Origin of the sequence: Microcoleus sp. F10-B2 (assembly GCF_036704965.1) — a bacterium.
Classification (GTDB): domain Bacteria; phylum Cyanobacteriota; class Cyanobacteriia; order Cyanobacteriales; family Microcoleaceae; genus Microcoleus.
In genome coordinates this window covers 39,096-52,085 of record NZ_JAUBTB010000005.1, presented here as the reverse complement: position 1 = coordinate 52,085, position 12,990 = coordinate 39,096, and the positions used below count along the sequence as shown (strand labels likewise).

The 12,990-nt window shown below is 46.3% G+C and carries 10 protein-coding genes; 6 read left to right on the top strand and 4 right to left on the bottom strand.

From position 1 onward, the window contains the following. The first annotated feature begins 17 nt into the window (after nt 1-17). The 4 genes from QUA99_RS03215 to QUA99_RS03200 all read left to right on the top strand — a co-directional run bounded on the left by QUA99_RS03215 (nt 18) and on the right by QUA99_RS03200 (nt 5,924). Nucleotides 18-1,256, top strand: coding sequence for a HetZ-related protein (locus tag QUA99_RS03215; protein ID WP_333234792.1), 1,239 nt, complete (start codon nt 18-20; stop codon nt 1,254-1,256). Between the two features lie 406 nt (nt 1,257-1,662). Next, entirely contained in the window at nt 1,663-2,424 is a 762-nt protein-coding gene (locus tag QUA99_RS03210; RefSeq protein ID WP_333234714.1) for a ZIP family zinc transporter, read from the top strand. A gap of 172 nt (nt 2,425-2,596) precedes the next feature. Continuing rightward, on the top strand, nt 2,597-5,023 hold the full coding sequence (locus QUA99_RS03205) for a bifunctional serine/threonine-protein kinase/ABC transporter substrate-binding protein (protein WP_333234713.1): 2,427 nt from the start codon (nt 2,597-2,599) through the stop codon (nt 5,021-5,023). Nucleotides 5,024-5,201: 178 nt separating this feature from the next. After that, nucleotides 5,202-5,924, top strand: coding sequence for a PHP domain-containing protein (locus tag QUA99_RS03200; RefSeq protein ID WP_333234712.1), 723 nt, complete (start codon nt 5,202-5,204; stop codon nt 5,922-5,924). Nucleotides 5,925-6,097: 173 nt separating this feature from the next. Here the strand turns inward: QUA99_RS03200 and QUA99_RS03195 are convergent, their stop codons facing one another. The 3 genes from QUA99_RS03195 to QUA99_RS03185 form a co-directional block, all read right to left on the bottom strand. Further along, nucleotides 6,098-6,247 carry a hypothetical protein gene (locus QUA99_RS03195; protein ID WP_333234711.1) on the bottom strand — a complete coding sequence of 50 codons (150 nt, stop codon included), beginning with the start codon at nt 6,245-6,247 and terminating at the stop codon, nt 6,098-6,100. Between the two features lie 25 nt (nt 6,248-6,272). Beyond that, nucleotides 6,273-7,439 (bottom strand): CO2 hydration protein, encoded by a 1,167-nt coding sequence (locus QUA99_RS03190; protein ID WP_333234710.1) that lies wholly within the window; start codon nt 7,437-7,439, stop codon nt 6,273-6,275. Between the two features lie 284 nt (nt 7,440-7,723). After that, entirely contained in the window at nt 7,724-9,235 is a 1,512-nt protein-coding gene (locus tag QUA99_RS03185) for an NADH-quinone oxidoreductase subunit M (protein ID WP_333234709.1), read from the bottom strand. A gap of 128 nt (nt 9,236-9,363) precedes the next feature. Here QUA99_RS03185 and QUA99_RS03180 point away from each other — a divergent pair, with 128 nt between their 5' ends. Continuing rightward, on the top strand, nt 9,364-9,975 hold the full coding sequence (locus tag QUA99_RS03180) for a Uma2 family endonuclease (RefSeq protein ID WP_333234708.1): 612 nt from the start codon (nt 9,364-9,366) through the stop codon (nt 9,973-9,975). A gap of 144 nt (nt 9,976-10,119) precedes the next feature. Here QUA99_RS03180 and QUA99_RS03175 read toward each other — a convergent pair whose 3' ends face one another. Next, nucleotides 10,120-11,994, bottom strand: coding sequence for an NAD(P)H-quinone oxidoreductase subunit F (locus QUA99_RS03175; protein WP_333234707.1), 1,875 nt, complete (start codon nt 11,992-11,994; stop codon nt 10,120-10,122). A gap of 626 nt (nt 11,995-12,620) precedes the next feature. On the opposite strand from QUA99_RS03175, the gene QUA99_RS03170 reads away from it, so the two are divergent. Then, nucleotides 12,621-12,932 carry a carbon dioxide-concentrating mechanism protein CcmK gene (locus tag QUA99_RS03170; RefSeq protein WP_006635059.1) on the top strand — a complete coding sequence of 104 codons (312 nt, stop codon included), beginning with the start codon at nt 12,621-12,623 and terminating at the stop codon, nt 12,930-12,932. The last annotated feature ends 58 nt before the right edge of the window (nt 12,933-12,990 follow it).

The window sequence follows — 12,990 nt, the reverse complement described above, 5'->3', positions numbered from 1 at the left end:
ACTACCCGATAAACGCCATGACTCTCAAAACTGCCACCAACACCGTCAACTGCAACACCGTTTCTAGCTTTAACTGCATTCCGGCTACCGTTGGCGAACCAAACGCCGAAATCAATACTGTTCCCAGCATCGATATCCTCGCTTTGGCTGACTTCGCCCTCAAAGAATTGCAAGGGGAAATGAAAACTCCCAGCCGCAGCGCTCAAGCAGTGGCGATGCGGATTGCTAAGGAAGTCGAACGGATTTGCCAAAAAAGCGATCGCATCCAAATTTCCGGCGAAGTGGAAGCTTGGCAAATCACCTTGGCCGAGCACCGGTTGCAAAAAACCCTGCAATACTACCGCCTCGGTTCCAAACAAGGCCGCGTCGAACTGCACTCTCACCTCGCGGCCATGATTTACCGCCATGTTGCTTCTTTCCGATCGAACTTGAACTTCCAAGCTCGCTACAACATGATTGAAGACTTTTTGCAAGGCTTTTACATCGAATCTCTGCGAGCTTTCCGCCGGGAACACCAACTCGATGCCACCTACCAGCCCCGCACGCAGCTAGAATTGGCTGAGTACATGGCTTTTACCGAACACTACGCCAAGCGCCAAATTGGCTTGCCCGGCCGCAACCGCCAGCGCCTGATCGTGTTGCGCGCTCAAGGATTTGCCAAGGGTCAGCCTCCGGAAACTGCGATCGACATTGAAATGGCTGTAGAATCCGGCAAGGGAGAAGAGGCGGAAATGTACAGCCGCTCTCCGGCGCTGCAACAAGTGCGCGAGCAAATGGTATTGGAAACTGTCGATCCGGCTGATGCTGTGCTGCGCGATCGAGTAGTCTCGGAATTGATTGCCTATCTGGAATCTCAAAATCAACCAGAATGCGTGGACTACCTCACTTTAAAATTGCAAGACCTTTCGGCTTCGGAAATCGATCGAGTTCTCGGTTTGTCTTCCCGGCAGCGGGACTACTTGCAACAACGGTTTAAGTACCACGTCGAAAAATTTGCCCGCACTCAAAATTGGCAACTCGTGCACGAATGGCTGGGTGCTGATGTCGATCAAAAGCTGGGAATGACTTCTGACAAATGGGAAGCATTTCGCGCTCAACTCTCGCCGGAAATGCAGCAACTGTTAGAAATGAAGCGGAATCAAGAAAGCGACAAGGCGATCGCCACCGCGCTCAAATGCACTCCCAAACAAGTCCAAAAACGCTGGGCGCAACTGTTGGAGCTGGCTAGCCAGAGTCGCAACAGCAACCAAGCTTAACTGGTACTCAAATATGAATGCAACTGTTTTCTTGAGACTGGAAAATGCGATCGGGTGCGGCACCTGCACAGGAATGCCCGCCCCGGCGTCCGCTCTCAAATTAACAAGGGCTGCTACTAATTTATCGCCGCTTTTTGGCAAATTCAATTTATTAAAACAACATTACTTTTTTTAATATTTTTCCTTCCCCGGTTATCCCGGGGAATTTGTTTTTATTAGTTATTAGTTATTAGTTATTAGTCATTAGTCATTACTCATTACTCATTAGTTATCAGTCATTGGAAATTGCTTGGTAAAGAGGCAGTACCTCGCTCGGTTGAGAAATGCTGTATCCGCTGTCAGTTTGCAATGAAAACTATATAATTTTCGAGCGGGCATAAAAAAATTTTCCTCTGAGGTGCGACTGATGTTTCCAGTGTGGTTGCAGGCAGGATTTTGGGGTTTAGTGGGGGGTTCGGCCTTGCTACTGGGAGCGGCGGTGGGTTACTTTGCGAGCATTCCCCAGCGCGCGATCGCGACAATTATGGCTTTTGGCGCCGGTGTGCTGATTTCAGCGCTATCCTTTGAACTGATGGATGAAGCTTACAAGCGCGGTGGTTTCGACTCGACGGCGATCGGCTTTTTGGGGGGTGCTGCTGTCTACACAGCCGCCAATTGGTTTTTGAGCCAACAGGGAGCCAAACACCGCAAGCGATCGGGCGCTTTGCACCCAGCTAAAACAGAGTCAGGCGGTGGCGGATTAGCCATCGCCCTCGGCGCGCTGTTAGACGGGATACCGGAGTCGATCGTCGTTGGCGTCAGCATGATTTCTGGAGGCGCTGTCAGTTGGGTGACAGTAGCGGCAATTTTTCTTTCCAACATTCCCGAAGGACTTTCCAGCGCCGCCGGCATGAAAAAAGCAGGGAGATCGATCGGTTACGTTTTTGGAGTTTGGGGCGCGATCGCAGTTATTTCCGGTATCGCAGCATTGTTAGGATATGCGGTTTTCAGCCACTTTTCTGGGGAAGTAATAGCCGCAACTACCGCCGTAGCAGCAGGGGGTATTTTAGCAATGATCTCAGATACTATGATTCCCGAAGCATTCGAGGAAACTCACGATTTTGCTGGACTAATTACTGTCTGCGGATTTTTAGCTGCTTTTGTACTCAGCAAGTTAGCAGAAAGATAATTGATAATTAATTATCAGTCATCACTAATGTAGAATTGCTAATTGCTGATAGTTATAGTGTTTTTGATATAGACACAGAGGACTTTAATATGTTGCCAAGCTGTATCTGGACATAAAAAAGTTTATAATTAACATTAAAGACCGCAGCCTGTCAAGAGGTGTTGGAAAATTTATGTGTGTCAACTTAGGGGATATCCTGCACGAAAGCTACAAAATTATCGCTTTGTTGGGACAGGGAGGGTTTGCTAGAACCTACACGGCTGCACAAATAAACAATCCCAATAATCCTCTGTGCGTTGTTAAGGAAATTCCTTTTCCCCTATCGAACGATCCGCGAGTTTTGGAGAAGGGAAGGAAGCGATTTGAAAGGGAGGCTAGCGCTTTGCGCCGTCTAGGCCAAAACTCGCGCATTCCGGAATTATTCGATCGCTTTGAAGAAAACGATCGCTTTTACTTAGTTCAAGAATACGTTCAAGGACATCCGCTCAGTCAAGAACTCACTGCAGGCAAGCGGTGGAATGAGAAAAAAACCGTTGCCTTTTTGCGGGAAGTTTTGGAAATATTAAAATCTGTCCACCAAGAAAATATTATTCACCGCGATATTACACCTTCTAACTTAATTCGGCGCGAAACCGATCAAAAAATTGTTTTAATAGATTTTGGGGCGGTCAAAGAAATCAGCACTTTTACCTCTAACTCTACAGGTGAAATATTCACGTCGCAGGCGATCGGCACCAGCGGTTATATGCCTGCCGAACAATATAATCCGCGGTCTCTCCCGCAACCCTACAACGACATTTACGCCCTCGGAATCATCGCTATCCAAGCTCTCACCGGGCAACGTCCCACCAATCTGCCGCAAGACCCCGAAACTGGTGAAATTGTCTGGGATTACTCGACGCCCGATCGCCCTGCGGTACAAGTTAGCGACAAGCTCAAAAATATTGTCACCAAGATGGTGCGTTTCCACTTTCAAGACCGCTACCAATCCGTTGATGAAGTTTTGCAAGACTTGGATTTGCCGATCGTCGCAGGGTCCGAGTTACCCAAAACTTCGCGGAAGTTGCGATCGCGCTTTCGCTGGCTGCTGTTAGCTGTTGCGGGAATTGCGGCTTTTGGGGCGATCGTACTTTTAATCCCCAGAATTTCTCCGCTAATCCCCACAATTTCCCCGCGACAAAAGCTTCCTACACTCTCTGCAGATGGTGTAAGTTCTGGCGAAAAACTCCTAGTGCAAACCTCCGCCCTGTGGTCAAAACAAAGGGGAATTAATGAGTTTGCCGACTCAAATTATCCCGAAGCTTTAAAATTGCTCAAACAGTCCTGGCGGGAAGACCGCAGAGATCCGGAAACTTTAATTTACATCAACAATGCTCTGCTGAAGGCAATAAATGCAGAATATTACACGATCGCAATTGTTGTTCCCATCCGCAGAAATCAGGACGGCAGCATCCTCAACGCAAATTTAGCCGAAGAACTGCTGCGCGGCATTGCTCAAGCTCAAACTGAAGTTAATTTAGGCCTGATCGCTGGAAATGAGAACAATAAAGATTTTCCCGGTCAAGGCTTTCTCGAACCAAAAGCTCTTAGAAAAAAAGGTCTCAAAGTCATCATTGCTGATGATGGCAATATCAAATCCTACGCCGTTCAAAGGGCTAATCATCTGGTCGCTCAGCCCGATATTCTAGCAGTTATCGGACACTACACCAGCGACATGACTGTGGAAACAGTAGATATTTACAATCAAAATAAACTCGTCGCCATTTCTCCGGGAAGCACAACAGAAGAACTGACGCGCAAACCTCGAAAATTTTTCTTTCGGACTGCTCCGACAACTAGCATAGAAGCTGAAGCTTTAGTAAATCAACTGATAGGGGTCGGCGAGAAAAAAGCCGCAGTATTTTACAATCCCAACAGTCCGTTCAGCGCTTCTTTGTGGGAAGAATTCAAAAAGCAATTTGAAGCAAAAGGAGGCTCGACTTTTAGAATCAGTAATTATTACGACTTATCTAAAAATAATTTTAACGCCGAAGCAGCAATCAAAGAAGTTGAGAAAGCCGGAAAAACAGCCTTACTTGTCATTCCCGACGGTCAAGTCACTAATTCGCTGGAAAATGCGATCGAAATGATTAAAGCTAACGGCGATCGCAATTGGATTGTCGGGCCCTGGACGCTGTACGAGCCGAGAACGTTAGAAGTAGCAAAAGAGCTAAAGTCTGTTGAAAAACTGGGCATATCCGTGTTTTGGCATCCGTTAATAAGTTTTGACAAAAAATTTCCTAAAAACGCTGAAAAATTGTGGGGAGGCCCGGTCAATACTCGATCGGCTTTAACCTACGATGCAGCCCGGACGCTGATTAAAGCCCTAGAAATGCAGCCGGAACCAAGCCGCGAAGGAATGCAAAAAACCTTAGCCGATCCAAACTTTAAAGCCGAGGGAGCCACGGGTATAATTGAGTTTGACTCCAAGACTGGAAATCGGAAAAACCCTCCTAAACGAGTGACGCATATTGTTCCGTGTTCGAGAGAACAATTTGGCGTTACATTTGTGCCGATCGAATTTCCCACAGCCGCCGCCGCAGGTTTAAAATGCGACTAAATTGATATCTTTCACCATTCTCAAAACACCCTTCAAGGGCAGGCAGAATGCCCACCCCACCAGAAAATTTACTATTTGTGGAACAGGCATCTTGCCTGTTCCTGAGCATCCCGACAGGTGCAACATATCAATTTATTGGATATATTAAACAAGGCTAGTTTTTTTTATAGAAACCGTTATGACTGTCAATCTCGCTCCCTGCCCCGATTCTAGTCTCAAACCTGAAGCCCAAAATATCTCAGCACTCAAACAAGTCTTGCAGACAATTGATGCCGATAGCTGTCCGGGTTCCTACAACTTCCATATGCACACAGTGTACTCCGATGGGCGATTGCAGCCAGAGAAATTGATGGAACAAGCCATAGCCGGGGGTCTCAAAGGCTTAGCTATTACAGACCACCATTGCACCAAAGGCTACGCTCAAGCTCAAATTTGGTTGGATAATTGGAAATCAAACAATCCCGACAGTAATGTCACAGCACCAACTCTCTGGACAGGGGCTGAAATTAATGCTGAATTGCTAAACAATGACGTACACATTCTCGGTTATGCCTTCGATCCGCAACATCCCAGTATCAAACCATACTTGCGGCGTGATATCGGCATTGAAAGTAGCGATAATTATCCAGCACCAAAGGTAATTAAAGGTATTCAGGAAGCAGGAGGTTTAGCAGTTCTCGCCCATCCTTGCCGCTATCGTTCTACCGCCGATAAATTAATCCCAGAAGCAGCCCGTTTCGGCATTGACGGTGTAGAAATTTACTATGCTTACGGTAATCCAAATCCTTGGAAACCGAGTCCCAAACAAACTGCTTTAGTCAAAGATTTAGCAGAAACTTACGGTTTGCTGGGAACTTGCGGAACCGACTCTCACGGCCTGAGTCTTCTAGTCAGAATGTAAATAGTTCGGAAATAACAAGTGCTTTATCCTGCGATTGCAAGCCTAAGCGCTAGCGGAGCGATCTCTTATGAAAGCAATCGCAATGACCCGAAAACAAACAGTTTACCCTGTCATAGTATATCCGCTAAAACGACCACTATAAAATTGGTTCGTAGTGAGGACTGAAGTCCTCATTAAAATGCGAGGACAGAAGTTTTCACTACTTGCCTGATAACGGCTATTTTACTAGACGTGGTATCATTGCGATCGCCAGGATGAGCTTTCGGTATCCAAAATAAAGCAATTGCCAAAGCCGATAATATTGTTGCAACTTCTAGAGACATTGCGCCCTAAAAACCAGTCGCCCTTCTACCGTTCTGGGAACAACTGACAGGCCCTGTTAGTTGGCTGATTTGCCCAATCCAAGCGAGAATTCCCAAATCGATCCATCCAACCTTCCAAATAAGCCCGATTAGCCTTTTTTTCCTCATAATCCGATGTATTCATGGGATGAGGTGCTAAACCCAAAATAGTCGCCGTCGTCACGCAAAACATCGACTTTTGAAAACTCTGACAAATTTGCACCCGCAGATCGTCTTCACCCCGACAGCTAGTGCGATAAACTTCGTGCAAATACTCCGGCAAATAATGCCGCATATCTTGCATCAATTGAGTTGGCGGAATCCCTGCACCTCCAATCGGTAAAGGGTCAGCAAACAAAGCCCCGTAGGCAAATTCTCTTTGTTCTTCCGGGATTTGATGAGCTTGAGCATTGTATGAAACTGTGCCAAAAAACGCAGTGCCCCGAAAGAAAACAGCCTCTACATAAGGCACGGCTACATCTGGTAAAAATGTCAAATTAGCCGTCGCTGGCAGTATATCGTAAACTTGAGAGCCAATCTTGACGCTGTAGGTAATCGGTAGGCTGGCTGCGGCGACTAAACCGGCTTTGACAAAATCAACTACATCAGAAATAGACTTAGTTTCCCCTCGATCGTAGGAATCAGATAAGTCGATAAACAAATCGCTCATTACCCGCCAAAACTGACCTAGACCGCTGTAGTAAGCCAGCATCCGCACTTGTTCCGGCAAAAAATCAGGAAATGCTTTGTGTAGTCCTTGCATGAAAAAATTGCCTTTCAATTTAGCCGCGATCGCCTTTTCGACCAAACTGCTAAATTCCGGGGAATCCAAATAACTGTCCAAACCGCCACCGCCGTGCCAAAGCATTGTTCTCATGCAATACTCCGCATACTCAAAATTAATGCGATCGTGCCACAAATAGCGCATTAACTTCGGCAGAGTGACTTCCCCATTGAAATATTTAAAAAACGGGAAAAGCACTAAAAACTGTTCTTCAGCAATATAATTGAGATTGCGAGAATAGGCATCAAGAACCACACCGTAACTTTTGAGAATGCCGACAACTTCTACTACATTTTCCGTCGATTCAGGCAGCAAAGCTTTGCCTGATTCCAAGATGTCAATGTATGCGGATAGGGGATGAGAAGATGGTTTTAATACGGTACTTGTCATCTGGATTCAGCCTTAATTTAATAACTATTTTCTTACTGCTTATAGCTCTGGTATTATATCATTTTTGGCAAGGTTTGCCACCTAAAAACACAAATATTTACTTTGTTTTGATATAAAAATACCTACTCTCCCAGACGCACTCTGTATCGACGAAAAAGTGGGTTTTTTAGGTTTCTGCGGGGTGCGTTTGTTTGTAGTGAGGAATGCAAGTCATCATACAATTCTGAGGACTGTCATACTCACTACAAACGAATTGGAGTGCGGTCGATCGACCGGACATCCTATCAGTCTAAGTTTTGAGAAACTTTAACTTGCGCGGGCCCAGGAGCTGCCATCGCGATCGCAGTTTTCTCGCTCAAAGCAACTAAAACTCCCGGCTGCACTCCCATGATTGCAATAATTATTGCTAAAACCAGTGAAGGAATGCGATCGTCCCAGCGGACTTGCGGCAAATTTACCACCAAATCCGAAAGGCGGCCGAAAAAGGCGCGGTTGACCATAATTAAAAAGTAAACTGAAGTTAAACCAGTGCCGATCATGCAGAGCAAAGTTTGCACGGGAAACACTGGCAAACTGCCCCGAAACATCAAAAATTCAGCAATAAATCCAGCCAAGCCCGGAATGCCAGCACTAGCCATCACCCCGAGGATCATTAAACTGCCAATCATCGGCAAACCGCGATCTGGATTGAACAAACCTTTGAGCACATCGATGTTGCGGGTGCCGGATTTTTTGTAAACAACGCCGACACTCAAAAATAGCAGCCCCGAAATTAAACCGTGGCTAACCATTTGCAAAACAGTTCCCAGCATACTAATCGGAGTAGCTGCGGCGCTAGCTAACAGAATGTAGCCCATGTGAGCGATCGAACTGTAAGCTACAATTTTTTTCATATCTTTTTGGGCGATCGCGCAACTCGCCCCGTAAAGCACACTCACCACCGCCCAACTCGCCAAAGTCGGGGCCGCCACCGCCCACGCATCTGGAAACAAACCCAAACCAAAGCGCAGCATCCCATAAGTTCCCAGCTTCAAAAGCACCCCCGCCAGCAGCACCGAAACCGGCGTCGAAGCTTCTACGTGAGCATCCGGCAGCCAAGTATGAAAAGGCACCAAAGGCATCTTAATTCCAAAAGCCAGCAACACCCCTGCCAGCAAAACAATTTGCCTTACCAAAGGCAATGGCAATCCTCCTTGCAAATGCGATGCGCCCGCTGCACCCACCATATCGAAACTAGAAGCACCGCTAAGCCAACCAGTGCCCAAGAAAGCAGCCAGCAGCACAATTCCCGAAAAAGCAGTATAGATTAAAAACTTAGTAGCAGCATAACCCCGGCGCTCGCCTCCCCAAATCGCAATTAACAGGTAAAGCGGAATCAATTCTACCTCAAAAAACAGGAAAAACAGCAGCAAATTTTGAGATAAAAAAGCCCCTGTTACGCCGCCGGTAATTAACAGAATCAAAGAATAATAAAGTCGAGGTCTGCGGATCGACTCATCCGTAGCGTAAATAGCTACCCCTGTCAGCAGAGTATTTAAAATTACCAAAGGCAGAGCCAAACCATCAACGCCGAGATTGTAATTCAATCCCAAAGCATCTATCCAAGGAATAAATTCCGAAAACTGCAACTGACTCGTACTGGCATCAAACTGAACTGCCAAAGTCACCGAGACAATAAAAGTTAGACCCGCAATGGCGATCGCGACATTCCGAACTATCTTAGAACTAATCGCACCGGGCCAGAGTCCAATCAGAGCCGCCGCCAAAATAGGTATCCAGATTAAAGCACTGAGCATCAATTAAAACTTTCCTTTGTTACACAGTATTTAGAACTATATTTAACATTAACGCAAAGCAACTACATATAAAAGCCATCGGCCCATTTTCTTGTTAACATAGATTCAAATGTCTCTGGAATCCTCCTATGACCACAAGTCTTACAGATCGAGAAGATTTGCAAATTAAATCCGGTTCTCCTTCCACCCGCCTAACAGTTGCCGACTTAGAACAACTGCAAGGTATACTCTGCGAAGCACATCTAGACTACCAATTAGAACTGGTAGACGGGAAGATTATCATTATGGGCCCATCAGACATTATATCGAGCGAAATTGGGGCAGAGTTTGGCAGACTTTTGGGGAACTGGGTCAAACCTCGCAAACTCGGACGAGTTTTTGAGTCCAGCGGCGGGTTTATCCTCCCCAATTCCGATCTGAGAGCTCCCGATGTTTCCTTTGTGACAGCCTCGCGCCTCAAACAAAGTAAAAGGTATTTTGCCGAACTCGTTCCCGACTTAGTTGTAGAAATCAAATCTCAGTCCGATCGCCTCACACCCCTGCGAGAAAAAATTCAATCATTTATCAAAAGCGGAGCCAAAGTAGGAATATTAATCGACCCGGACAAGCGCACAGTAACAGTTTACAATCCGACAGCCGAGCCAGTTGTATTAAGAGACGGCGACATGATTTCAATTCCCGAACTTTTGCCCGGTTGGGAAGTTGCGGTGACAGAATTGTGGCCCATCGATTTTGAGTAAAATGAGATAAAAAAGCAGACAAACCCAGAATAAAATCATCTGCGTTCATCTGCGTTCATCCGCCCTCATCTGCGGTTTAAAATTAAATAACATCAGACAAAAAGCAGACAAACCCCAAAAAATTCATCTGCCAACCTCTACAGTTTAAAACTGCCAAATAATCAACGCCAGCAACACAGCAACCCCCCCCGCAATAGTCAACACATAAAACTGCGACTGACCGGTGCCGCTGTACTTCAACCCTTCGCCACTGAAAATTGTCGCCAAACCGAACAAATTAACCGCCCCGTCCACCAAATACCTGTCAGTCCAAGCGCTGATTTTAGAAATAGAAGCCACAGCCCAAACGACAGTCAAGCGGTAAACTCGATCGATATAAAAATCGTAAGCAAACAAATCCTGCAAAACCGGAACAGGTAGCCGTACCGGTCGAGGTAAAACGCCGTACCAATAAATCGCCACCCCAACCGCACAGCCAATCAATCCAGATAACAACAACAGCGGCGTATCCAGCGTCTTCAAAAGCAAATTTAAAGCATCAAAATCTCCCGTTTCCGCCCAAGGCCCAGTCCAACTAATTAACAGTTGCCACCGCTGCAACATCCAAGGCACTAATAGCCCCATCACCGTCAAAATTACCATCGGCAAAGCCATCGGCCAACCAACTTCTGGAGCTCTGCGAGTTTTCGGCTGCGGTTTTCCCACAAACACTAAACCGAATATGCGAGTTAAATTTAGCGCTGTCAAACCGTTAACTAAAAGCAGCACTATTACCAGCCACAAAGGCACCGTCCAAAAACCGTTGAGCCAGCGTCGCATCGCCCAAAAGTTGCCCAGAGGCAACAGCGCTACCATCCCCGCAGCGCCTACTAAATAAGCGGTAGTCGTGGCAGGCATCTTCGACCACAACCCACCCATTTCTGTTAAATCTTGAGTGTTAGTTGTGGTAATAATTGACCCTACGCTCATGAATAATAGGCCCTTGGCGATCGAGTGCGCGAACAGCAACAGCAAAGCAATGTCAACTTGATTTAGCCCCACGGCGATAAACACCAAACCCAAAGAAGCGCTGGTAGAATGCGATAGTGCTCTTTTGATGTCGATTTGGGCGATCGCCACCAAGGAAGCGCCAACAGCCGTCACCGCACCCAAAACCACCAGCACCGCATCCGTCACGGGCGACAGCGCTAAAACAGGCTGAAGTTTAATCAAAACATAAGCCCCAGCGCCCACAACTACCGTATTCCGCATAATCGAAGCCGGGTTGGGCCCTTCCATTGCCTCGTCGAGCCATAAATGGAAGGGAAATTGAGCGCACTTGGCCGTAGGTGCGGAGATTAAAGCCAAACCTAAAAGAGTCGCCACTACGGGAGATAAAGTTGCAGTTTCCGCCCATTTTTCCAAATCGGAAAAATTCAAACTTCCCGCTAAAGTTGAAAGCGTGACTACTCCCATCAGCAGCGGCACGTCTCCTACACGCTTTGTTAAAAACGCATCTCTAGCGGCTGTTACTACCAGCGGTTGAGCGTACCAAAACCCGACTAGCAAGTAAGTTGAAAGCGTCAGCACTTCCAACAAAGCGTAAGTTATAAGCAGCGAGTCGCTAATGGCAATGCCGCTAATTGCCGCTTCAAAAAAACCCATCAGCCCAAAAAATCGAGCTAGCGCCCAGTCTTTTTCCATGTAGCCGAGAGCGTAAATTTGGGCTAGCAAACTCAGAAGTGTAACTAACTCCATTGCTCCCACGCTGACCGTGGATATTTCTATTGCAAAAGACAAATCTAAATCTGCTGCTTGCACCCAGTGTACGAGCAACTGTTGGGGCGGTCGATCCCAAGTCGCTGTAAAAATAACCGATCCGTGTATGAAAGCCAACACAGTCATCAGCAAATTGAAGTAGGCCGCCGGTCTGGGCCCTGTTCTGCGAACGGTTCCCGTAGACCACGGCAAAGTTAAAATTGCGCCTATTAAGCCATATAAAGGTACCCACCAACAGGCTTGGAGGAGAAATTGAGTCATTTAATCTATCCCTTAAACTTCAAATTACGGGCTGCCTTTATACAAAAACAGTCGCGGGCGATCGCCCGATACCATAAAACTTTCACTAAACTCGTCGATCGTATAGTTTTGGCAAAATAATTTGCACTCAAGATTCACTATACATTAAAGCATCAAAACTGAAAATTATCTCAATACAAAATTAAAGAATTTTTAGGCTCGGCACTCAAAGAAAAAAACGCCCGCAGATCGGCCAAGACTGCCTTTTTTGCCAGTTTCCCGGCGATCCCCCTTTTGAAATCCCCAATTTTCCCGAAACCCAGAAGCGCCTCCTTCACCTACCGAACTCTACTTTAAAGGTATTTTTACTTACTCGACTCCCCGATCGCCGCCGACATCTACTCCTCTCAATATTAAGATTATTAAATAAATCTTAAATTATTTGAAGTAACATAAAAAATTTTAATTTTTGTTATTAAACATTATGATGTTAGTTTATATTGTCAAGGTGGACAGCTTCCCCTATTCTTAAAGGATAGGAAGCTTTACACAGCATTACTAAAGAATGTGGGCCTCCCCGTCCAAATTTTTAGATTTCTCAAAGATTTGTAACGGTAATTCCGCTAATCCTCAAAGGAGATTCAAAAATGTCAATTGCCGTGGGAATGATTGAGACAAAAGGTTTTCCCGCTGTTGTGGAAGCTGCCGATGCTATGGTCAAAGCTGCCCGCGTTACCCTCGTGGGCTATGAAAAAATCGGCAGCGCCCGCGTCACAGTAATTGTGCGCGGCAACGTGTCGGAAGTCCAAGCCTCTGTGGCAGCCGGAGTGGAATCCGTCAAGCGGGTGAACGGCGGAGAAGTCGTCTCTACCCACATCATCGCTCGCCCCCACGAAAACCTAGAATACGTTCTGCCGATTCGATATACAGAAGCAGTAGAACAGTTCCGAGGCTACTAAGTTCTTAGCGCACAAAAAATTCGTTTAACGAAAATTTGTGCGAAGTTCAAAAATTAAC